Below are 23,404 nucleotides of genomic sequence, written 5' to 3' on the forward strand. Positions count from 1 at the left end.
GTGTGTTGAATCACGCGGTGAGACGAACTGGCGTATCTGTGGCTTGATCAGACTGCAAGGCCAACAGGTACTCAGAGGCTTCCCGGGCCTGACCACTGGCGCGGAAAATGGCTCGTTTGTCTTCCTTGAGTATCTTCAGCCAGGACGCTAGGTATTCCTCGCGACGCAGCTCACCCTGGGTACCGGTGAGTGCGCAGAGAAGCGCGGCGCCCATTTCTGCGACCAGCTCCTCAAAGGCATACGCGGTGGAGCCGAATGCATGCCCGCCGGTGATACCTTCACGGTTCAGACGCGACCGGTGGCCCGACCAGTGCGTCAGCTCATGCAGAGCCGTTGCGTAGTAGCTGCCGACGTCTTCGAACTGCGCCTTCGTAGGTAGTTGGATCAGATCATGAATCGGCTGATAGAACGCGTCATCGCTGTAGCGATGCTCGATGCGCGCACCGCTGGCGACCAGCAGTTGCTCGGCCGGTTCATGATCGATGAAGGTCGCCGGCTCAGTGTGCTCGGTGGAGGCTGGCTCCTCGTCAGGCAAGCCTTCGGTCTGCTCAATGTTGAACAGGCAGTGGGTGCGCAGGATCGCGAACTGCACCAATTTGATGTTGCCCTGTTCATCGCGAACGACCTGGCCGTCCTCGTCATGCGCCTCCTTGCTCATCAGTTTGTATAGCACCGCGAGGGTGGATTGCTCGCCCTTGCGCATGGCCGCCAGCCTTGCGTGCCTGATTGAAGGTCAGCCAGCGATCCTGGGTGAACCCTCGCAGGCGGGCCTCAGCCCACAAGAGTGGAACGTTGATGCCGGCGTAGGGCCGCCGGGTAATGGCGTTGATGGGAAATGGGGAGTCAGCGCTCGTACCTGTGGTGGTCCAAGGTTTGATCCAGGGAATCATGCCCTGGCTCAGGGCACTGACGATCTTGTTGGTGACGTCCAAGTAGATATCGGACATGGCGTTCTCCGGTCGGAAGGGGGAACGCTGCCCGGCCGGGAAGGGTTCCCGGTGGGGGTAGAGGGGGCAGTGAAGGTGCTAACTGGGTCAGAGGGCGGCGATGTCTACCGCGCTCTCATCAGGCAGTCGGATGAGCAAAAACGTCGGGCCGCTGCGTGGTGTGACATGAGCCAGCTGAAGCTGCGGCAGATGGGCGATTGATGAGGTGCCGTTGCTCTGCAGGTCGAGTTGCAGTTCTATGGGACGGTGCAGGGCGAGCGGTGCAGAAGTCAGCGCGCTATTGATCAGTTCTGCCAAGCGCAGTGCGGACTGTCCAACCGGTTCCTCGCCTGTGGCAGGTTCAATGAACTGCCGCCAAACACCTGGGCTCAGCACAATGGCAGTGGAGAGGTGGATCATCCTGGACATTGTGGCCTCCGGTTAGCCGATTCCGCGTCACCTTTTTGAGGTTTGGTGTGCATTTGCACGATCCGATCAACCTGCCAAGCAGGTAGCGTTCGTCCATTGAAACGCGTCCGAACGTGGGGTCAATCTCCGATCCTGACCTCGTTAGAGTGGGGCCATCCAGGGTCTTCCAAGGAAGACTATCGGCCTTTAATTCCTGACCAGCGGCGATCTCCAGTTAGTCTGAACATGGTGCGGAATGCCTCCCGAGAGGTCTGCTAGGTGCCTCTCGGGAAGCGCTAAGTGCTCGCTTTTACGTTCAAGGTTTTCCCGCGGGATCAACCTCGGCGGCCAGGTACAGGTGGGTGGAGGTGGCCTCCACCACCAGCGATCCAGCAGTGCCGCGAAGGCTGGCGAGAACGGGACCATCGATGTCAAAGTACTCGGCAAAATCATCGCCGCCGAATTCATGGCGGGCGCGATTCCACCAGGTGTCGAAGCCGTCGACGGCAGGGTTGCAACCGGTGGCGTAGGCGACGCGTTTACGGCCACCGCCATCCGGTTTGCTTTCACCGATCTCGGAGATGAGGTAGACGCCGTGGTCTTTGACCAATATCACTCTGCAACCGTTGATACCGGCCTCTGCTAATACAGCGTGAAGTTCTATGCCCGTGAAACGCAGCATGATGAGATCCTCCAGAAGGTGCGGAGGAATGCCACCCATGCGGGAGAATTCCCAGCACTGGAATGGATTGGGTAAGGTGAGTTGAAGACGCTGGCTCAGTGAGCTTTGGGAATCAGAAAGCGTTCACCACCGGGGAACGGTGACCATGCGAGCTGCCGAACGCGAATCGCATTTGGGGATAACCATCACGTTCGTGACGTAGCCTTAAAGGTTATGGCTACCTGGGATGCTGGAAAACCAGCGATTGCACTTACTCAATATCAGGCAGGCTTGCTGTGGTCAACAGTGGGCAGATGCAGAGTCGGGTTTCGTGTCCGCATTGTTCCATGGCGATGTTTCAGTTCGCTTCTGAACGATGAGCGGTGCTATTCGCGGGGCCGAGAGGAGTAGACTTGAATCTTGGATCCAACGGGTTACCGGCCTGTGCAGGCGTAGGGAGGGAATTCGTCATCTGCGGGTACTTTTTTTCGAAAAAAGAAAAGTACCCAAAAATATACCCGCAGGCGCGTCGGAAATGAGTGGAATGCGACGGACGGATTTGGACTAAATTAATAAGTAAGATACTGAATTCATTAGCTTTTTTGGGTCTTGATGGAAGTCAGTCACAGGCTGTCGGGATCCCCAAAAAACATCTGAATCCGCGACCGCAACCACCGCTCCCCCGGATCATTGTCCTGCGACCCGCGCCACGCCATATGCAGCTCGAAGCTCTGCACCTCCAGCGGCGGGTCTTCGGCGCGCAGGCCGCCGGCGGCGGTCAGCTGCTCGGCGGTGTAGTCCGGCACCGTGGCGAGGATGTCGGTGCCGGTCAGCAGGCTGCCCAGGCCGTTGAACTGCGGCACGGCCAGCACCACATGGCGCTTGCGCCCCAGCTTCTCGAGAATCTCGTCCATGAACCCGCTCAGGTCGCCGGCAAACGACACCAGGGCATGCGGGCGTGCGCAGAACTCATCCAGGCTGAGGCTGCCCGGCTTGCTGTCGGCACGCAGCACCTTGGGCCTGCTGCGACGCAGCACCTTGCGCTTGGCGTTGGCCGGCAGGTCGCTGGTCCAGCTCACGCCCACCGAGATTTCACCCGACGCCAGCAGCGAGGGCATCAGCAGGTAGTTGACCCGGCGCACCACCAGCACGATGCCCGGCGCCTCGGCGCGCACACGTTTGAGCAGTTGCGGCAGCAAGGCGAACTCGGCGTCGTCGGAGAGGCCGATGCGAAACACCGCCGTGCTGGTGGCCGGGTCGAAGTCGGCAGCGCGGCTTACCGCCGTGGAGATGGAGTCCAGCGCGGGGGAGAGCAGGGCGAAGATCTCCACCGCCCGCGCCGAGGGCTCCATGCTGCGCCCGGTACGCACGAACAGCGGGTCGTCGAACAGGCTGCGCAGGCGCGACAGCGCCGCACTGATGGCCGGCTGGCCGAGGAACAGTTTTTCCGCGGCGCGGGTGACGCTGCGCTCGTGCATCAAGGTCTCGAACACGATCAGCAGGTTCAGGTCGACGCGACGCAAGTCGTTACGGTTCATCGGCTTCGCTTCATAGGTCTGGTCGGGGCAGGGGTGAATCTTAAGGGCAAAGACGGTACCCTGCACCGCATAAATTGCGCAGCAGGCGCTATCACCAATCAATGACAGGCATGTTGACTATTAATGGCCACTGATGGTCTAACCGCTATAGCCCCGATAGAGTTGCGGGTATTAGAGGTTCACTAGGCGAGGTTTGCGATGTCCCGCATGATCCGTTTTCACAAATTCGGCCAGGCCGAGGTGCTCAAGTGCGAGGACGTGGCCACGCCGCAACCGGCTGCCGGTGAAGTACAGGTGCGGGTGCAGGCTATCGGCATCAGCTGGTACGACGTGCTGTGGCGGCAGAACCTGGCGCCGTCCCATGCGCGCCTGCCAGCCGGCATCGGCCACGAAATGGCCGGTGTGGTGACCGCCCTCGGCGCCGGCGTCGACGACCTGGCCATCGGCGACAAGGTCGCCAGCTTTCCGGCCACCAGCCCCAACGAGCACCCGGTGTATGGCGAGGTCATCGTGCTGCCGCGCAACGCACTGACCCGCTACCCCGATATCCTCAGCCCGATCGAGGCCAGCGTGCACTACACGCCGCTGCTGATCGCCTATTTCGCCTATGTCGACCTGGCGCGGGCCAAGGCCGGGCAGACCGCCCTGGTCACCGACGCCAGCCACTGCGCCGGGCCGGCCTTCGTGCAGCTGGGCAAGGCCCTGGGCCTGAAGGTGATCGCCGCCACCAAGGACAGCGCCGAGCGCGACAACCTGCTCAAGCTGGGGGCAGAGAAGGTCATCGTGACCGAAGAGCAGGACCTGCTCATGCAGATCAACAAGTACACCGACAACCGCGGCGTGGACATGGTGCTCGATGGCCTGGGTGGCCCGCAGATGTCGTTGCTGGGCGATGTGCTGGCGCCACGCGGCAGCCTGGTGCTGTACGGCCTGCAGGGCGGCAACCAGACGCCGTTCCCGGCCTGTGCGGCGTTCCAGAAGAACATCCAGTTCTTCGTGCACTGCGTGAGCAACTTCACCGGCAAGCCGGAGCTGGGCATCACCCAGGACCAGGTGGCGCTGCAGCGCGCACTGCGCGATATCAACCAGTTCACCGCCGACCGCCAGGTATTGCCACACATCATCAAGGCCTACCCGTTCGACGAGGTCGTCGCCGCACACCGCCACATGGACGAGTGCCCGTGTGGAGGCCGCGTGGTACTGGTGCTGCCTGACGCCTGACAGGCTGCGCGACACGCCAAGCCCGAGCCGAGTCTCGGGCTTTTTTGTGGAAATTTCTTATTAAAGTTTCAGATGTTTCCTATTTAACTTGTGCGGACTAAGTACGGCGCTTGCGTTATGTTGTGGGCGTGGGAATAAAGACTTTCCGGTGTCCGTAAAATTACATCTTCGCGTGGAAGGGCTGCTGTTTCCTATGGGCGTCGGGCACTGTCGTGCCTAAGGCGGCGCTGTTCATCCAACCATCAATCATCTCAAGGAGCGAGATATGGTGTGCCAGCTGTACTGTTCATGGAGGTGGGGCCCTCGCGCAACGCGCCGGGGGGCGCTGTCCGGGGCAAGGGTGGTCATCGGGCGATGCTGTTTCGATCTGAGTCGGAACAATCGTAGGAAGTTGTAAGAAACATCCTAAGACCATCATTCTTTTTTTAATTCACTTTGCCGTTGTTGCGCAACGATGTCCTGTTACCCGCATCGGGTAACTTCCGGCTGCCGGCAGTCGTTATCGAATCAGGTATACACCATGAGTACCCTCCACGATCAAGCCATGACTCACATTTACCAGCAGGTCCTGCAGCGACTGCTCGAGTGCCTTACCCAGGGCCAGCGCGCGTCGCTGCAATTGCTTAGCGCATGCTGGTGGCCGCCGGCGGGATCGAGCGCATAGGCGACTTCAAGGTGATGCTGGCCCATGGCGGCGGCAAGGACAGCTCCTTCGCCCTGGCGTTTCTGCGCGCCGCGCAGTTGAGCATTGCGGCGCGTGCGCCGGCCACCTTCGAGCTGCGCGTGGTCACCGCCCGCCATGTGGGTATGTCGACGGCGGTGATCGAGAACATCGAGCGTGGCTACTCGGCGCTGGTGCTGCATGACGACCTGCGGGTCGAGCTGCTGGTGCTGGACGACGGCGGCCTCCAGCACTTCGATGCACTCAAGCCGCTGTCGCCGCGTCAGCAGCAGGTCGAGCGCTTCGACACCCTGGTTGCCGGGCACCTGACCGCCGGCCAGGTGCGGCCGATGTTCTGCAATCGCTTCTACCTGGCGCTGGCCGAACTCTACCGCCAGGGCATGGGCTGGGAGGGCGGGGTGGACGCATTGATCAACGCCGACCCGATGCCCGAGCGCAAACGCTACCTGGCGTGGGGCCGCCGCATGATGCGCGAGGCCGGGTTGAGCAGTGCAAGGCCGGCCCACTCACACCCTGGCGCCCTGTTGCAGGGCCTTGGCCAACTGCGCCGCATCTACCTCAACGAGGTGCTGGGGCTGCCAGCCGAGCCCCTTCGGCAGGTCCCGGGCCCCCGCCGTATCCCGCGCTTCATCGACATCGCCGACCTGCTGCAGGACAGCCAGCAGGGGCAGAGCGTGCTGCTGCTCGAATTTCTCAGGTTTCGCTATGACGAGCTGGCCCTGGGGTTCAGCCAGTCGGCCTGTGCCAACCCGTTGCTGATGGCACACCTTGCCGGGCTGCGCGCGCAGTGGGTGCAGGGGCAGGACTATGCGCTGGGCATTGCCGAGCACCTGCAGCAGGTCAAGGCCCAGCTGCGGCGCAAACCGGTGCCGGCGGCGCTGCAGGCACTGGCCATGGAAACCTGGCAAGACCGCGAGCGCCACGGCCAGCGCCGCCGCCTGGCAGACGACTTCGCCCTGCAGGGCTACAACCTGAACGAAGAACAGCTGGCCTGCCTGCTGTTCGCGCCCTTCGTCGACCGCGGGCGCAACCTGGAGCGCTTCGTACAGGCGCGGCACCCCGGCATGCAGGCGGCGCTGCCCTACCTGCACAAGGCACTCAAGGGCGTACCCTCGCCACAGCCCATGGTGCAATGGCTGGAGGATATCAGCGGCTTGCCCCTGAGCACGCTGCAGATGCTCTACCAGCGCGAAAGCGAAGCGGCCACCGGTGGACGTTCGCTGCTGGCGCGGGCCCGCGACAGCGATCCGGGCCGGTTGCGCCATTGATCCGCTGAGGTTGCCAAGCTCGCCTGTCTGTATGTATAACCAGTGGATTCCTTCTGCTGGTTACCCGCTCCGTGATCGCCCATTCCGTCGCCGACCCGTTCTATTACCTGTGCAACTTTCAGCAGGTACTGGCCTGGGTGCAACTGCGCTACGCCGACCTGCTCGATGAACACGAACACGCCTTCATTCAACAGTTCGCGACGCTGGGCCAGGCCTCCCAGGCCCTGCTGGTACGCATGGTGATGCGCAAGGGTGTGATGTTTCGCGCCAGCAAGCTGACCTACCTGGAAATCGGCGCAATCGAGCCTGCCGCCGCGCCGCTGGTGGCGCTGGGCTGGCTCGACGACCAGCCGAGCCTGGGCCTGGACCACCTGTTCCAGTTGCTGCGCAAGGACGAAATCGCCCGCTGTTTCGCCGACGTGCTGGAGCGCCCGCGGGCTGCCAAGGGCGAACTGCTCGAACAGTTGTCGGCGCTGTATGCCGAGGCCAGGCCCCTGCGTCAGTGGTGGCCCGAATTCGACGAACCGGTGTACGTGCTGCACCTGCAGGCGCTGTGCGATCGTCTGCGTCTGCTGTTTTTCGGCAACCTGCACCAGGACTGGTCGGAGTTCGTGCTCGCCGACCTTGGCCTGCTGCGCTACGAGCAGGTCGCGTTCGGCGAGGATTCCCGGGCGCTGCGCGAGCGCGCCGATATCGACCTGTGCCTGGCCCTGCACACCTGTGCCGAGCAGCTCGAGGCCGGGCAGCCGGTCGAGCAGGTGCTGGCACTGCTGGACGGCCTGCAGCCGAGCAACCCGTGGCTGGAACGGCGCCGCGCCAGGTTGCTGTTCCAGCTTGGCCAGCATTGCGAGCGCAGCGGCGACTGGGCCCAGGCCCTGAACATCTACCCCCGCAGCAACCACCCTCAGGCACGCATCCGGCATATCCGCGTGCTGGAGCGCAGCGCCGATCATGCCGCCGCCCTGGAGCTTGCCAGCGTAGTGGGCGCCAAACCGGCCAACGCGCTGGAGGTCCAGGCGCTGGCGCGCATCTTGCCCCGCCTGCAGCGCAAGCTGGGCGGCCCGCCACAGCGTCGGCGCGCCCCGGCAGCGATCAGCCGGCTGGACCTGTGCCTGCCTGTCGATCTGTCGACGCTTGGCGTGGAGCAGGCGGTGCAGGTGCACCTGGCGGCCGATGACGGGCCGGTGCACTACGTCGAGAACACCCTGTTCAACAGCCTGTTCGGGCTGCTGTGCTGGGAAGCCATCTTCGCGCCCGTGCCCGGCGCGTTCTTCCACCCGTTCCAGAGCGGCCCGCTGGACCTGCACGATGCCGGCTTCCAGGCGCGCCGCGCCGAGCATTTTGCCGCCTGCCTGGGGCAGCTGGACGATGAGCGCTACCGCCACACCATCCTGGCCAACTACCAGGCCAAGCACGGCCTGCAATCACCCTTCGTGTACTGGGAACTGCTGGATGCCACGCTGTTGCAGCAGGCCCTGGACTGCCTGCCGGCGGCGCACCTCAAGCGCTGCTTCGAGCGCCTGCTGGAGGATATCCAGGCCAACCGCGCCGGCATGCCGGACCTGATCCAGTTCTGGCCCGGGCAACGGCGCTACCGCATGATCGAAGTGAAGGGCCCGGGCGATCGCCTGCAGGACAACCAGCTGCGCTGGATCGCCTTCTGCACCGAGCACGGCCTGCCCGTCGAGGTGTGCCACGTGCAGTGGGCACAGCCGGCAGCATGAGCTACAAGGTAGCGGTGCGTGCGCTGTGCGAGTTCACCGCCAAGGTCGGTGACCTGGACCTGCGCTTCACCCCGTCGCCCTCGGCCCAGGAGGGCATCACCGGCCACCGCACGGTGGTCACGCGCCGGGGTCGGGGCTATGAGTCGGAGGTGGCGCTGGAGGGGCAGTTCGAGCAGTTGCAGGTACGCGGGCGCGCCGACGGCTACAACCCGGCGCTCAACCGCCTGGAAGAGATCAAGACCTACCGCGGCGACCTGGCCAGCCAGCCCGACAACCACCGCCAACTGCACTGGGCACAGGCCAGGGTGTATGGCTGGCTGCTGTGCCAGCAGCGAGAACTGGCCGAGGTGAACCTGGCGCTGGTGTACCTGGACGTGGACAGCGACCGAGAAACCCTGGTGGAGGCCCGCCATACCGCCGCCGAACTCGAGCAGTTCTTCATCGCCCAGTGCACGCTGTTCCTGCGCTGGGCCCAGCAGCAGATGCAACGCCAGGCCTTGCGCAACAGCGGCCTGCAGGCGCTCGCGTTCCCCCACGCCAGCTTTCGTATCGGGCAGCGCGAGCTGGCCGAAACCGTGTACAAGGCGGTAAGCACCGGCCGCTGCCTGATGGCCCAGGCCACCACCGGCATCGGCAAGACGCTGGGCACGCTGTTCCCGTTGCTCAAGGCGATGGTGCCGCAGCAACTGGACAAGGTGCTGTTCCTGACCGCCAAGACGCCGGGGCGGGCGCTGGCGCTGGAGGCCGTGCAGCGGGTCATGCACAGCAGCCCCGAGCTGGCCTTGCGTAGCCTGGAACTGGTGGCACGGGAAAAGGCCTGCGAGTTTCCCGGCACCGCCTGCCACGGCGAAGCCTGCCCGTTGGCCAAGGGTTTCTACGACCGCTTGCCCGCCGCCCGCCAGGCCGCCGCGCAGCAGCCGGTGCTGGACCAGGCCCGCCTGCGCGAGGTAGCCCTGGCGCACCAGGTGTGCCCGTACTACCTGGGGCAGGAGATGGCGCGCTGGGTGGATGTGCTGGTGGGCGACTACAACTACTACTTCGACCAGAGCGCCTTGCTGTTCGGCCTGGCCCAGCTCGACCAGTGGCGGGTGGCGGTGCTGGTGGACGAGGCGCACAACCTGGTGGAGCGTGCACGCCAGATGTACAGCGTGAGCCTCGATCAATGGCAATTGAAGGCCCTGCGGCGTGATCCCCCGGCAGGCATGGCCAATGCCTTGCAGCGCCTTGACCGGGCCTGGAACGCCGTGCACAAGGACCAGGACGTTCCCTACCGCGCCACCGGCCAGTTGCCCGAGGCCTTTCTCAAGGCGCTGCAGCGTTTTGTCAGCCATGTGCAGGACAGCATGAACCAGCAGCCTGCCGGCGTCGAAGGGCCGCTGTTGCAGCTCTTCTTTCAGGCTTCGCAGTTCCTGCGCCTGTGCGAGGTGTTCGACGAGCATTTCGTGTTCGACATCAGCAAGCGCGACGGCCCGGGCCGGCGCAGCCTGTCCACCCTGTGCCTGCGCAACGTGGTGCCGGCGCCGCTGATCGGCCCGCGCATGGCCGCTGCGCGCAGCGTCACGCTGTTTTCCGCCACCCTCAGCCCACGCCATTACTACGCCGACCTGCTCGGCCTGCCGGCCGACACCGCGTGGCTGGATGTGGCCTCGCCGTTTGCCGCCGAGCAGTTGCAGGTGCGCGTGATCAGCAGCGTGTCGACGCGTTTCCAGCACCGGCAGGCGTCACTGGCGCCGATCGTGGAACTGATCGCCGAGCAGTACCGCCTCCAGCCGGGCAACTACCTGGCGTTCTTCAGCAGCTTCGACTACCAGCAGCAGGTGGCGCGGCTGCTGGCCGAGCGCTACCCGCACATCGTGCAATGGTCGCAGTCGCCCGGCATGGACGAGGCGCAGCGCAAGGGCTTTCTCGAACGCTTTGTCGAAGACGGGCAGGGCGTGGGCTTCGCCGTGCTGGGCGGGGCGTTCGGCGAAGGGGTCGACCTGCCGGGCACCCGGCTGATCGGCGCCTTCGTTGCCACCCTGGGGCTGCCCCAGGTCAACCCGGTGAACGAACAGCTCAAGCTGCGCATGGGCGCTCTGTTCGACGCGGGCTTCGACTACACCTACCTGTACCCCGGCGTGCAGAAGGTGATCCAGGCGGCCGGGCGGGTGATACGTGGCACTGAAGATCGCGGTGTGGTCATGCTGATCGACGACCGTTTTGCCGAGCCCCGGGTGCAGCGGATGTTTCCCGGCTGGTGGGCACCGCAGTACAAATAGTCGCGGCGGGCGGGATCGCCGCCGTCGCGTTGTGGTCGAAGTGCCAGTAAACTGCGTATTTTCATCACCCTGTACATCTTTACTTGAGGTTTTGCATGAAGCTCAGTCCCTTGGCGGGTAAACCGGCGCCAGCCTCCGTGCTGGTCGATATCCCCCAGCTGCTGACCGCGTACTACACCGGCCAGCCCGATGCAGGCGTCGCCACCCAGCGCGTTGCCTTTGGCACGTCGGGGCACCGCGGCAGCTCCGTGGACCTGGGCTTCAACGAAGCGCACGTGCTCGCCATCAGCCAGGCCATCTGCCTGTACCGCAAGGCGCAGGGCATCGACGGGCCGCTGTTCATCGGCATCGACACCCATGCGCTGTCGACCCCGGCGGCGGCTACCGCACTGGAGGTGCTGGCAGCCAACGGCGTCGAGGTGATGCTGGCCAAGGATGACGAGTACACCCCGACCCCGGCCATCTCCCACGCCATCATCTGCTACAACCGTGGCCGCAGCCGTGGCCTGGCCGACGGCATCGTGATCACCCCGTCGCACAACCCGCCGCAAAGTGGCGGCTTCAAGTACAACCCGCCCAATGGCGGCCCGGCCGACAGCGACGTGACCAAGTGGATCGAGGCCAAGGCCAACCAACTGCTGGCCGACGGCCTCAAGGGCGTGCAGCGCATGGGCCATGCACAGGCCCTCAAGGCCAGCACCACGCACCGTCACGACTACCTGGGCAGTTACGTCAGCGACCTGGTCAATGTGATTGATTTCGATGTGATTCGTGGTGCGGGCCTGCGCCTGGGTGTCGACCCGCTGGGCGGCGCCGGGGTGCGTTACTGGTCGGCGATTGCCGAGCACTACAAGCTCGACCTGGACGTGGTCAACACCGAGGTCGACCCCACGTTCCGCTTCATGTGCGTGGACTGGGACGGCCAGATCCGCATGGACCCGTCCTCGCCTTACGCCATGCAGGGCCTGATCGGCCTGCGCGATCGGTTCGACGTGGCGTTCGGCTGCGACCCCGACCATGACCGCCACGGCATCGTCACCCCGTCAGGCGGCCTGCTGGCGCCGAACAACTACCTGGCGGTGTCCATCGACTACCTGTTCCAGAACCGCCCGCAATGGCGCGCCGATGCGGCCGTGGGCAAGACCGTGGTCAGCAGCGGCATGATCGACCGCGTGGCGGCACGCCTGGGGCGTCGCCTGTACGAAGTGCCGGTGGGCTTCAAGTATTTCGCCGATGGCCTGTTCGACGGTTCGCTGGGCTTTGGCGGGGAGGAGAGCGCCGGCGCCTCGTTCCTGCGCAAGGACGGCACGGTGTGGAGCACCGACAAGGACGGCCTGATCCCGTCGCTGCTGGCGGCAGAGATGACCGCCCGTACCGGGCGCGACCCAAGCCAGGCATACGAGGCGCTGACCGAGGCGCTGGGCAGGCCGTTCTCCACCCGGGTGGATGCCAAGGCCACGCCGCAGCAGAAGGCCCAGTTGGGCAAGCTGTCGCCGCAGCAGGTCAAGTCGACCACGCTGGCGGGCGAGCCGATCGAGCAGATTCTCAGCCATGCGCCGGGCAACGACCAGGCGATTGGCGGCTTGAAGGTGATGACGGCCAACGGCTGGTTCGCGGCGCGGCCTTCGGGCACCGAAGACATCTACAAGATCTATGCGGAGAGCTTCGTCGACGACGCGCACCTGCAGCGCCTGGTGGGTGAGGCGCAGGAGCTGGTGGACGCTGCCATCGCCTGATTCGGCCTCTTCGCCGGCAAGGCCGGCTCCTACAGGTGATGCGTGAACCTGTAGGAGCCGGCCTTGCCGGCGAAAGGGTCAATGCCTACGCCACATCCACCAGCACAATCTCGCTGTCTTGCCGCGCCACCACCCTGAGCACCTGCTCATCCTCCACCGCCACCCCGTCGCGGGCCTCGGCGCGCAGGCCGTTGACCTCGATCACGCCCTTGGCCGGCACCAGGTAGGCCCGACGACCCGCATCGATGCGGTACTCGGCGCTTTCCCCGGCCTTCAGCGTCGCCGCCACCAGCCGCGCATCGGCGCGGATCCCCAGGCTGCCTTCATCCCCCTCGCGCCCGCTGGCCAGGGTCACGAACCCTTCGCCGCGCTCGCCCTTGGGAAACGGCCGCACGCCCCACGACGGTGCCTGGCCCACACGCTGGGGCACAATCCAGATCTGGAAGATCCGCGTGTCCACGGCCTCCACGTTGTACTCGCTGTGGGTGATGCCGGTACCGGCGCTCATCACCTGCACGTCACCGGCTTCGGTACGGCCCTTGTTGCCCAGGCTGTCCTGGTGGGTGATCGCGCCTTCACGCACATAGGTGATGATCTCCATGTCGCGGTGCGGGTGCGGCGGGAACCCGCTGCCGGCGGCGATCAGGTCGTCGTTCCATACCCGCAGCGTGCCCCAGTTCATGCGGCGCGGATCGTGGTATTCGGCAAAGGAGAAGTGATGGTGGGCATCCAGCCAGCCATGGTTGGCGTGGCCAAGGGTGTCGAAGGGGCGCAGTTGCAGCATGCTCGTGTCCTCGGTAATCAGGTGGATGGCGCTGATGATCCTCTCGATAAACATCGAAAAAAAGCGTAAATATCGGCTAAATATGATCGTTATATTCGATATATAACCTGCGGTAGTTTCGCCGCTTCGTCGCCTAATCCACTGATCTGAAAGCATTCGGCTGGTGATTTGGTCGTGATAAGGCGAACATGGCCGCTGATTGAATTGATTGCCGGAGTCGGTGTGTCACACGAGCGTCCCAAGCTACCCACGGATCTAACCCCACCCGCGCAACTGCCCTGGGTCAGACGTCTGGCCGCACGCCTGCTGGGCCTTGGCCTGAGCCGGTTGCAGGCACAGCACCGCGATTCGTGGTTCCAGGGCCATGCCAACGGCCAGCGCACCGGGCATGCCGACGGGCTGCGTGAAGGCTATGAAGAAGGGCGCGTGGACGGTTTCGAGGCCGGGCGCCAGGTGCTGGTGATCCGCGATACGCGCCCGGATGCCCACGGCGTGCCGGGGCTGGACGATGCCCTGTTCGACGACTGGCGCCTGCCGCTGACCCCCGAGCTGAAGAAGCGCTTCAAGGCCGACGTCGCTGCGCGCCTGCCGGCCCACGCCCAGCCCAGCGCAGCGCAGTGGAAGATGATCTTCAGCGACACGCCGTCCACCTGCGTGATCGCCGGCGCCGGCGCTGGCAAGTCCACCTCGCTGGTGCTGCGTATCCTGTTGCTGCGCCATTACCTGGGCTTCGAGCTGGAGGCCATGACCGTGGTCACCTTCACCCGCGAGTCGCGCAAGGACTTCATTGCCCGCCTGGTGCAGGTGTTCGGCCTGTGGCAACTGGCCCTGAGCCCGGTGCAGGCGCGTGAGCTGGTGCGCACCTTCCATTCGCGCATCCTGCCCCTGGTGCGCAGCCTGCCGGGCTTCAGCCAGGTGCGGGCATTCGAGACCCTGGGCAGCGAGCAGCCCGGGGGCAGCGAGGCGGGCGTGGACAGCAACCCGTTCGACCTGCGCATCAACGATGCCCAGCGCCAGCAACTCAACCTGTGCTACCGCGACCTGCTGCACACCAGCCCGCGGTTCGCCGAGCTGATTGCCGGGCTGCGCCGCGAAGCCCTGCAGCTCAAGGCCCTGGACCGCGACCACCCCGACGTGCAGAAGCGCGTGGCGGTGACCCAGCTGTCGTCCGGGCGCGACGAAGAGCTGTGCGACGTGATCGAAGACCTGTGGTTCCAGGCAGGTGCCTGGCCGATCAAGGGTATCGAGCCCAGCCGCGAAACCGTCGAAATCAACGGCAGCCGCTTTCATTTCCACGGCCATATCGCCGAGCTTGACGCCTGGGTGGTGCTGGGTTTCGACCCCAAGGAGAATCAGCAGTACAAGCGCCCCGGCGCCAAGCTGCCGGTGTGGGCCGAATGGGTGATCAAGCGCACGCTGTTCCAGGCGTTCTGCGACAAGCCGGTGATCTGGCTGGAAAACTACGCGGCGGCCAAACGCCTTACCGCCTCGCTGGCCGGCGATGCGGTGGCCGGGCCCGGCTTTGACTACAAGGTAAAGGGCGAGCTGGGCGCGGCGCCCTTGCTGGATGCCTTCGTCGGCGCTGCCGGGTTCATCGAGAACCTGGGGCTGGATGTGAGCGTGGCGGTGGGCGGCATGAGCTTCCCGCAGGGCGACACCGACGCGCTGTTCTTCGAGGCCCTGAGCCTGTACTGGAAGGCGCTGGAGGCGCACCTGCTGGCACAGTCGCCGCCAATCATGAGCTACAACCGCATGTTCGCCCTGTTCGGCGAGAACAACCCGGAAAACCTGCGCCTGCTGCCCGACCCGATGCTGCGCCCGTTGTCGCACCTGATGATCGACGAGTTCCAGGACGTGTCGCCGCAGATCGTCTCGTGGCTTCGCGCCTGCCTGCGCGAGATCCGCCGGCGCGGCCCGGCCATGCACGTGGGGCAGGTGGCGCAGCACTCCTCGCTGCTGTGCGTGGGGGACGACTGGCAGTCGATCTATGGCTGGCGCGGCAGCTCGCCCAAGTACTTCATGGAGTTCGCCAAGCAGTTCGTCGCCCCCAGCACCACCCGCGTGATGCTGGCCGACAACTACCGCAGCCACCAGCACATCATCGATGCAGCCGAGCATATCGTTAAGTCGGCCCCGGCAATTGCCGGCAAGAAGGCCCGTGCCTGCGGCCCGGCGGCCGAGCAGCCGGTGCCGGTGATGGTGATGGAGCGCGACGAAGCCACACTGGCCCGGCAGTTGATGGACCACTACCGCGATGGCGAGTCGGTGATGCTGCTGTACCGCAAGAGCGTCGACAAGTCGGTGATTGCCGAGCACCTGCAGCCCTTGCTCAACCACGAGGCCAGCCTGCCGGCGGCGCAGCGGCGGTTCCGCCAGCTCACCTACCACAGCGCCAAGGGCCTGCAGGCCGATGCGGTGTTCATGCTCGGTGACTGCCAGCACCTGACGCGCTCGCCGTACAAGAACCAGGTGTACCGCCAGGCCGGGCTGGGCCGCGCGGGCGACCCCGAAGGCTACGACAACGCCCAGAAGGACGAGATCCTGCGCCTGGCCTACGTGGCCATCACCCGCGCGATCAAGCACTGCTACTGGCATGTGGAGACGCCGACCGGGGAGGCGGCGAACCTGCCCCGGGCGTCTGTTCAGGTGGACGGGAACAAGGCCTGCTTCGAAGACCTGCGTGGGGCGCAGCCTCAGGACGCCTCGCGGTAGGGGTTGCGTGGGTCGTGCAGCCAGTCCAGGAACGGCTTGCCGGTGTCCTGGGGCACCATCTCGATGCAGCCCTCCACCGGGCAGGTGATCTGGCACAGGTTGCACCCCACGCACTCGGCGTCGATCACCTCGTAGCGGTGCCCGCCCTCGGCCTTGACCAGGCTGGCGATGGCCTGGTGCGAGGTGTCTTCGCAGGCAATGTGGCAGCGCCCGCAGCCGATGCAGGCCTGCTGGTCGATCCTGGCGATCACCTGGTAGTTAATGTCCAGGTACTTCCAGTCGGTGGTGTGGCCCACCGCGCGCCCGCGAAAGTCCTGCAGGCTGTGGTAGCCCTGACTGTCCATCCAGCGCGAGAGGCCGTCCTTCATTTCATCGACGATGCGAAAACCATGCAGCATCGCCGCGGTGCACACTTGCACCGAGCCGCAACCCAATGCAATGAACTCGGCGGCGTCCCGCCAGCTGCCAATGCCGCCGATGCCACTGATGGGCAGCCCGTGGGTGGCCGGGTCGCGGGCGATCTCGGCCACCATGTTCAGCGCGATCGGCTTCACTGCCGAACCGCAGTAGCCACCGTGGGTACTGGCCTCGCCGACGATCGGCAGGGCGATCATGCGCTCAAGGTCGACGCTGGTGATCGAGTTGATGGTGTTGATCAGCGACACCGCGTCGGCGCCGCCCCGGTGCGCGGCGCGGGCCGACTGGCGGATGTCAGTGATGTTGGGGGTGAGCTTGACGATCACCGGCAGCGAGCAGTAGGTCTTGCACCAGCGTGTCACCTGCTCGACGTACTCCGGTACCTGGCCCACCGCCGCGCCCATGCCGCGCTCGGGCATGCCGTGAGGGCAGCCGAAGTTCAGCTCGATGCCGTCCGCCCCGGTGGCCTCCACCAGCGGCAGGATGGTTTTCCACGCGTCCTCCACGCACGGCACCATCAGCGACACGATCAGCGCGCGGTCGGGCCAGGCCTTTTTCACCTGGGTGATCTCGCGCAGGTTGATCTCCAGCGAGCGGTCGGTAATCAGCTCGATGTTGTTGATGCCCAGCACCTCGCGGTTGGGCCCGAAGTGCGCCGAGTAGCGTGACGACACGTTGACGGCGGCGGGGTCTTCGCCCAGGGTTTTCCAGACCACGCCACCCCAGCCGGCCTCGAACGCACGTATCACGTTGTAGGCCTTGTCGGTGGGCGGTGCGGAGGCCAGCCAGAACGGGTTGGGCGCCTTGATGCCAGCGAATTCGATCGACAGGTCTGCCATTTATGCGGCCTCCACGTTGAGGGTCAGTTGGGCATGGATGGCCTCGGCGGCCCGCTTGCCGTGCTGCACGGCCTGTACGGTGAGGTCCTGGCCCAGGTGCGTGCAGTCGCCGCCGGCGTACACGCCCGGCAGGCTGGTGCGCAGGTTGTCGTCCACGCGGATACGCTCGCCATCACGCTCCAGTTGCAGGGCCTGCGGGTCGCTCAGGGCCTGGCCGTCGAAGGCCTGGCCGATGGCCTTGAAGATCGCATCCGCCGCCAGTTCAAAGGTTTGCCCAGTGGTTTGCAGGCGTCCGTCCACCAGGTGCGTGCGGGCAAAGCGCATGCCGCGCACCCGGCCCTGGTCGTCGAGCAGCACCTGCTCGGGCTGGGCCCATGTCAGCAGCCGCACCTGGTTGGCCTTGGCGATGTCCTGTTCATGCTGGGTGGCGCCCATGTCCTGCAGGCCACGGCGGTACACCAGATTGACGTCATGGGCGCCCAGGCGGGCCATCTGTACTGCCATGTCGATGGCGGTGTTGCCGGCGCCGAGCACGATGCAGCGTTCGGCCAGGGGCAGGGTGCTCAGGTCGTCGGCCTGGCGCAGTTCGCGGATGTACTCGGTGGCGCTGAGCAGGCCCGGGGCGCCTTCGTCGGGCAGGCCCAACTGGCGGCTGGCGGCCAGGCCCAGGCCGAGGAACACCGCGTCGAACTGCTGTTGCAGCTCGCCCAGGCTGAGGTTGTCGCCCAGCACCTGGCCGTGGCGGATCTCGATACCGCCCACCTGCAGCACGAAGTCCAGCTCGCGCTGGGCGAAGTCGTCCACCAGCTTGTACTTGGCGATGCCGTATTCGTTGAGGCCGCCGGCCTTTTCCCGTGCTTCGAAAATCACCACCTCATGCCCGTGCCAGGCCAGCCGGTGGGCGCAGGCCAGGCCTGCGGGGCCGGCGCCGACCACGGCGATGCGCTTGCCGGTGCTGGGCGCACGCTGGAACGGGTGCTCGGCGAACTCGGCATGATCGACCGCGTAGCGTTGCAGCAGGCCGATCAGCACCGGGGCGCATTCCTGGGCGTTGTTGCGCACGCAGGCCTGCTGGCAGAGGATCTCGGTGGGGCACACCCGGGCGCAGCTGCCACCGAGGATGTTGGCCGAGAGAATCTTGATGGCCGCACCCTGCACGTTGTCCTGCTGGATGTTGCGGATGAAGGAGGGGATGTCGATGTCGCTGGGGCAGGCGTCGACGCAGGGGGCGTCGTAGCAGTACAGGCAGCGCGCGCTTTCCACGGCGGCCTGGCGCGGGGTGAGGGGTGGAGCCAGGTCGCTGAAATGCGTGGCGAGGGTGGCGTTGTCGTCTTGCGGGTGCGGGAGATGGTTCAAGGCGTTGATCACGGTAGTGGCCTCTTTGTTTTTTTATAGAAACCGGGGCGCTGGCGCGCCCATCGCGGGTCAAGCCCGCTCCCACCGGGATCGCACGATACCTGTGGGAGCGGGCTTGACCCGCGATGCTTTAAAGGCTCAGCGCTTGACCGCGCCGGGCCTGCACTGCTGCGCACGCTTGCTCAGCAGGTCGAACACCGCCGGGTATGCCGGCCGTTCGACATAGCGCCCGGCGCCGCGCTCGGCGCGCAGGTCGCCGTCGGCCCACACCAGCTTGCCCTGGCTGATGGTATGGCTGGGCACCCCGCGCACTGTCTTGCCTTCGAAGATGTTGAAGTCGACATTCTGGTGGTGGGTCTTGGCCGAGATGGTGCGCGTGCCGTGCGGGTCCCACAGCACCAGGTCGGCATCGGCGCCGACCCGCAGCGCACCCTTGCGTGGGTACAGGTTGAAGATCTTGGCGGTGTTGGTGGAGGTGAGGGCGACGAAGTCCTGCATCGACAGCCGGCCGGTGTTCACGCCTTCGTCCCACAGCACCGCCATGCGGTCCTCGATGCCCGCCGTGCCGTTGGGGATACGGCTGAAATCGTCACGCCCCGCGGCCTTCTGCTCGGCGCAGAAGCAGCAATGGTCGGTGGCGGTGGTATGCAGGTTGCCCGATTGCAGCCCGTGCCACAGGGCCTCCTGGTGCCCGCGCGGGCGAAACGGCGGGCTCATCACATAGCCGGCCGCCGTCTGCCAGTCGGGGTGCTGGTACACGCTGTCGTCCAGCAACAGGTGCCCGGCCAGCACTTCGCCGTACACCGGCTGGCCCTTGGCGCGGGCATAGGTGATCTCGTCCAGCGCCTCGCGGGTGGACACGTGCACCAGGTACAGCGGGGTGCCGAGGGTTTCGGCAATGCGGATGGCACGGCTGGCCGCTTCGCCTTCCACCTGCGAAGGGCGCGACAGCGGGTGCGCTTCGGGGCCGGTGATGCCCTGGGCCAGCAGCTTGCGCTGCAGGTGGTACACCAGCTCGCCGTTCTCGGCATGCACCGTGGGCACCGCGCCCAGCTCCAGGCAGCGCTCGAAGCTGCCGACCAGGGTGTCGTCGGCGGCCATGATCGCGTTCTTGTAGGCCATGAAGTGCTTGAAGCTGTTCACCCCGTGGTGGTTGACCAGCTCGGCCATTTCCTCGCGCACCTGCTCGCTCCACCAGGTGATGGCCACGTGAAAGCCGTAGTCGGCCGCCGATTTCTCGGCCCAGCCGCGCCACTGGTGAAAGGCTTCGAGCAGCGATTGCTGCGGGTTGGGGATCACGAAGTCGATGATCGAGGTGGTGCCGCCGGCCAGGCCGGCGGCGGTGCCGGTGTAGAAGTCCTCGCTGGCCACCGTGCCCATGAAGGGCAGCTGCATGTGGGTGTGGGGGTCGATGCCGCCGGGCATCAGGTACTGCCCGCTGCCATCGAGCACGGTACAGCCGGCGGGGACGTCGAGGTTGTGGCCGATGGCCTGGATCAGGCCGTCTGCGCAGTACACGTCGGCCGGGTAACTCTCGTCATGGGTAATCAGGGTGGCGCCACGAATCAAAAGCGTCATCACGAAGCTCCTCGCAGGCTTGACCGGTTGCTACCGGCTCTAGATTTTTGTCGTGATCGGCGCCGGAGTAATCCTGTCATCGCCGTCAAGAATTGAATCTAGTTGGCGATCCGGGATTGGGCAAGATTATTTTTTATATGCTTATTCTGTTTTCAACTTATTGAAAAATAAGAATAAAACTTCTTTTTACGGGTTAGGAAAGGTTTCTGGCGAGTCCTGTCTTGCTTGACAGGATGCGTAAATGGTCAAGATTTCTCAGATCACCTGACCGTGATTGCCTTACCTGCACGCGCAAGACTCCGGCGCCTCATCGCGAGGTGCACATAACCAGAAAAGTGGAGCGGCCAATGCACCAGACCCGATCGCAAGTGAGCGAGCGTGACGGCTTGTTCGAGCTCGACGCCGGCACCGACGTCCTCGACAGCCCTCGCTACAACCATGACATCGCCCCGACCAAGGTGGGGCAGCGCACCTGGAACAAATGGCACATCACCGCACTGTGGGTCGGCATGTCGATCTGCGTGCCCACCTACACCCTGGGCGGGGTGCTCACGGCGTATTTCGGCCTGACGGTGGGCGAGGCGCTGCTGGCGATCCTGCTGGCCAACACCATCGTGCTCATCCCGCTGACGCTCAATGCCTTCCCCGGCACCAAGTACGGCATCCCGTTCCCGGTGCTGCTGCGCTCCTCGTTCGGCATCATCGGCTCCAACGTGCCGTGCCTGATCCGCGCGCTGGTGGCGTGCGGCTGGTTCGGTATCCAGACGATGTTCGGCGGGCTGGCCATCCACCTCTTCCTGGGCTCGTTCTGGCCGGAATGGAAGGCGCTGGGCGGCACCGGCGAGGTCATCGGCTTCATGCTGTTCTGGTGCCTCAACCTGTGGGTGGTGCTGCGCGGCGCCGAGTCGATCAAGTGGCTCGAAACCCTGTCGGCACCGCTGCTGGTGCTGGTGGGTGCCGGGCTGCTGGTGTGGGCGCTGCCCAACGTGTCGTTCAGCGAACTGCTGGCGCAGCCGCCCAAACGCCCCGAAGGCGCCAGCGTGACCGGCTACTTCTTCGCCGGGCTGACCGCCATGGTGGGTTTCTGGGCCACGCTGTCGCTGAACATCCCGGACTTCAGCCGCTATGCCCGAAGCCAGAAGGACCAGATCCTGGGGCAGATCTTCGGCCTGCCGCTGACCATGTTCCTGTTTGCCGCGCTGGGGGTGGTGCTGACCGCGGCCTCGGCCTCGCTGGTGGGCGAGACGGTGTCCGACCCGGTGAGCCTGATCGGGCATATCCAGAGCCCGCTGTGGGTGGCGCTGGCCATGGCGCTGATCATCATCGCCACACTGTCGACCAACACCGCGGCCAACATCGTTTCGCCCACCAACGACTTCCAGAACCTGGCGCCCAAGTGGATCGGGCGTACCACCGCCGTGCTGCTGACCGGGCTGGTGGGCCTGCTGCTGATGGCCCATGAGCTGCTCAAGAAGCTCGGCCTGATCGTCTCGGACGTGAGCCTGGAGTCGGTGTATTCCAACTGGCTGCTGGGCTATTCCAGCCTGCTGGGGCCGATTGCCGGGATCATGGTGGTGGACTACTTCCTGCTGCGCAAGCAGACCCTCGACCTTGCCGGGCTGTACCGCGACGACGTGTACCCGGCCTGGAACGCGACCGGCTTCATCGCCTTCGGCGTGCCGGTGGTGCTGACCCTGTTGTCGCTGCACAGCCCGGCGTTCAGCTGGTTCTACGACTTCGGCTGGTTCACCGGCTCGGCGCTGGGCGGGGTGATCTACTACGCCCTGGGCAGCCTGAAGGGCGCGCGTGCCACCAGCCTCAAACCCACCGTGTAACCCCACGGCCCGCAGAGGCCGGCCAAGCAGGAGATGCTCATGCAAACCGCTAAGGACGTTCTGCAAAGTACCCAGGCCCACATCGATGGCCAGCGCCTGTGGCAGTCGCTGATGGAGCTGGCGCAACTGGGTGCCACCGCCAAAGGAGGCGTATGCCGCCTGGCCCTGACCGACCTGGACCGCCAGGCCCGCGACCTGTTCGTGCAATGGACCGAGGCTGCCGGCTGCACCGTCAGCGTGGACGGGGTGGGCAACATCTTTGCCCGCCGGCCCGGGCGCAACCCGCAACTGCCGCCGGTAATGACCGGCAGCCATATCGACACCCAGCCCACCGGCGGCAAGTTCGATGGCTGCTTCGGAGTGCTGGCCGGGCTGGAAGTTCTTCGTACACTCAATGACTTGCAGATAGAGACTGAGGCGCCACTTGAGGTTGTGGTGTGGACCAACGAGGAGGGCTCGCGGTTCGCGCCGTGCATGATGGGCTCGGGCGTGTTCGCCGAGAAGTTCACCCTTCAGGAGACGCTGGCCAAGCGCGATGCCCAGGGCGTGAGCGTGGGCGAGGCGCTGAATGCGATCGGCTACGCCGGCACCCGCGCGGTCAGTGGGCACCCGGTGGGCGCCTATTTCGAGGCGCATATCGAGCAGGGGCCGATCCTGGAGGACCAGCGCAAGACCATCGGCGTGGTGCTCGGCGCGCTGGGGCAGAAATGGTTCGACCTCACCCTGCGCGGTGTCGAGGCCCACGCCGGGCCGACCCCGATGCACCTGCGCAAGGACGCCCTGGTAGGCGCCAGTGCGGTGGTGGCGGCGGTCAACCGCGTGGCTCTGGAGCATCAGCCCCATGCGTGCGGCACGGTGGGCTGCCTGCAGGCGTACCCGGGCTCGCGCAACGTGATCCCCGGCGAGGTGCGCATGACCCTGGATTTTCGTCACCTGGAGCCGGCGCGGCTGGACTCGATGATCGCCCAGGTGCAGGAGGTGATCGCCGCGACCGCGCAGCAGCACGGGCTGACCTACACGCTGACGCCCACCGCGGACTTCCCGCCGCTGTACTTCGACAAGGGCTGCGTGGAGGCGGTGCGCAGCGCGGCGCAGGGGCTGGGCATGTCGCACATGGACATCGTCAGCGGGGCCGGGCACGACGCGATCTTCCTGGCCGAACTGGGCCCGGCCGGGATGATCTTCGTGCCGTGCGAGGGCGGCATCAGCCATAACGAAATCGAGAATGCCGACCCCAAGGACCTGGCGGCCGGGTGCGCAGTGCTGCTCAGGGCGATGCTGGCGGCGGCGCAGGTGGTGGCGCAGCGTGAAGCTGCTTAACTACATGAGGTTGTTGGCTTATCTGATTGATATATATGAAATAAAAATCACAACTTAAAGTGGTTTCTAGGTTGTGGATGCTGGCCTCTTCGCCAGCAAGGCCGGCTCCTGCAACGCCAGTAGGAGCTGGCGTTGCCGGCG

The 23,404-nt window shown here is 65.3% G+C and carries 15 protein-coding genes and 1 pseudogene; 8 read left to right on the plus strand and 8 right to left on the minus strand.

Going from position 1 to position 23,404, the window contains the following annotated elements; translation table 11 throughout:
* Nucleotides 1-10 precede the first annotated feature (10 nt).
* The 4 genes and pseudogenes from NP552_RS00005 to NP552_RS00020 form a co-directional block, all read right to left on the minus strand.
* Nucleotides 11-947 (minus strand): annotated as a pseudogene (locus NP552_RS00005) (ArdC family protein).
* An 87-nt stretch (nt 948-1,034) separates the two neighbouring features.
* Nucleotides 1,035-1,355, minus strand: coding sequence for a hypothetical protein (locus NP552_RS00010; protein WP_274096255.1), 321 nt, complete (start codon nt 1,353-1,355; stop codon nt 1,035-1,037).
* 295 nt (nt 1,356-1,650) lie between these two features.
* Nucleotides 1,651-2,016 carry a DUF3085 domain-containing protein gene (locus tag NP552_RS00015; RefSeq protein ID WP_274096256.1) on the minus strand — a complete coding sequence of 122 codons (366 nt, stop codon included), beginning with the start codon at nt 2,014-2,016 and terminating at the stop codon, nt 1,651-1,653.
* 602 nt (nt 2,017-2,618) lie between these two features.
* Nucleotides 2,619-3,533: a LysR family transcriptional regulator gene (locus NP552_RS00020; protein WP_043863986.1), complete on the minus strand. Its 915-nt coding sequence runs from the start codon at nt 3,531-3,533 to the stop codon at nt 2,619-2,621.
* 198 nt (nt 3,534-3,731) lie between these two features.
* Here NP552_RS00020 and NP552_RS00025 point away from each other — a divergent pair, with 198 nt between their 5' ends.
* The 5 genes from NP552_RS00025 to pgm all read left to right on the plus strand — a co-directional run bounded on the left by NP552_RS00025 (nt 3,732) and on the right by pgm (nt 12,422).
* The gene (locus tag NP552_RS00025) at nt 3,732-4,754 is read left to right on the plus strand and encodes a zinc-dependent alcohol dehydrogenase family protein (protein WP_043863985.1); all 1,023 of its coding nucleotides are present in this window, start codon (nt 3,732-3,734) and stop codon (nt 4,752-4,754) included.
* A 630-nt stretch (nt 4,755-5,384) separates the two neighbouring features.
* A complete protein-coding gene (locus NP552_RS00030) occupies nt 5,385-6,704 on the plus strand; it encodes a hypothetical protein (RefSeq protein ID WP_274096257.1) in 1,320 nt (439 codons plus the stop codon).
* Between the two features lie 71 nt (nt 6,705-6,775).
* Complete coding sequence (locus NP552_RS00035) at nt 6,776-8,428, plus strand: VRR-NUC domain-containing protein (protein ID WP_078481719.1); 1,653 nt, start codon at nt 6,776-6,778, stop codon at nt 8,426-8,428.
* Nucleotides 8,425-10,686, plus strand: a complete 2,262-nt coding sequence (locus NP552_RS00040; RefSeq protein WP_054914388.1) for an ATP-dependent DNA helicase — start codon at nt 8,425-8,427, stop codon at nt 10,684-10,686. The genes NP552_RS00035 and NP552_RS00040 overlap by 4 nt, the downstream gene beginning before the upstream one ends.
* 95 nt (nt 10,687-10,781) lie before the next feature.
* Complete coding sequence (gene pgm / locus NP552_RS00045; protein WP_123753106.1) at nt 10,782-12,422, plus strand: phosphoglucomutase (alpha-D-glucose-1,6-bisphosphate-dependent); 1,641 nt, start codon at nt 10,782-10,784, stop codon at nt 12,420-12,422.
* Between the two features lie 85 nt (nt 12,423-12,507).
* Here the strand turns inward: pgm and NP552_RS00050 are convergent, their stop codons facing one another.
* Entirely contained in the window at nt 12,508-13,206 is a 699-nt protein-coding gene (locus NP552_RS00050; RefSeq protein ID WP_274096258.1) for a pirin family protein, read from the minus strand.
* A 222-nt stretch (nt 13,207-13,428) separates the two neighbouring features.
* Between NP552_RS00050 and NP552_RS00055 the strand changes: the two genes are divergently transcribed.
* Nucleotides 13,429-15,918, plus strand: a complete 2,490-nt coding sequence (locus NP552_RS00055; RefSeq protein ID WP_078481718.1) for a UvrD-helicase domain-containing protein — start codon at nt 13,429-13,431, stop codon at nt 15,916-15,918.
* On the opposite strand, the gene preA is transcribed toward NP552_RS00055, so the two are convergent.
* The 3 genes from preA to hydA form a co-directional block, all read right to left on the minus strand.
* Nucleotides 15,900-17,174 (minus strand): NAD-dependent dihydropyrimidine dehydrogenase subunit PreA, encoded by a 1,275-nt coding sequence (gene preA / locus NP552_RS00060; protein ID WP_043863980.1) that lies wholly within the window; start codon nt 17,172-17,174, stop codon nt 15,900-15,902. The genes NP552_RS00055 and preA overlap by 19 nt on opposite strands.
* Nucleotides 17,175-18,542 (minus strand): NAD(P)-dependent oxidoreductase, encoded by a 1,368-nt coding sequence (locus NP552_RS00065; RefSeq protein ID WP_043863979.1) that lies wholly within the window; start codon nt 18,540-18,542, stop codon nt 17,175-17,177.
* 126 nt (nt 18,543-18,668) lie between these two features.
* Nucleotides 18,669-20,108, minus strand: coding sequence for a dihydropyrimidinase (gene hydA, locus NP552_RS00070; protein ID WP_054914390.1), 1,440 nt, complete (start codon nt 20,106-20,108; stop codon nt 18,669-18,671).
* Nucleotides 20,109-20,455: 347 nt separating this feature from the next.
* Here hydA and NP552_RS00075 point away from each other — a divergent pair, with 347 nt between their 5' ends.
* Both NP552_RS00075 and NP552_RS00080 read left to right on the plus strand, forming a co-directional pair.
* A complete protein-coding gene (locus NP552_RS00075; protein ID WP_043863977.1) occupies nt 20,456-21,943 on the plus strand; it encodes an NCS1 family nucleobase:cation symporter-1 in 1,488 nt (495 codons plus the stop codon).
* Nucleotides 21,944-21,982: 39 nt separating this feature from the next.
* Nucleotides 21,983-23,263 (plus strand): Zn-dependent hydrolase, encoded by a 1,281-nt coding sequence (locus tag NP552_RS00080; RefSeq protein WP_274096259.1) that lies wholly within the window; start codon nt 21,983-21,985, stop codon nt 23,261-23,263.
* Nucleotides 23,264-23,404: the final 141 nt, after the last annotated feature.

Origin of the sequence: Pseudomonas sp. 8209, from assembly GCF_028682105.1 — a bacterium.
GTDB classification, from domain to species: domain Bacteria; phylum Pseudomonadota; class Gammaproteobacteria; order Pseudomonadales; family Pseudomonadaceae; genus Aquipseudomonas; species Aquipseudomonas palmensis.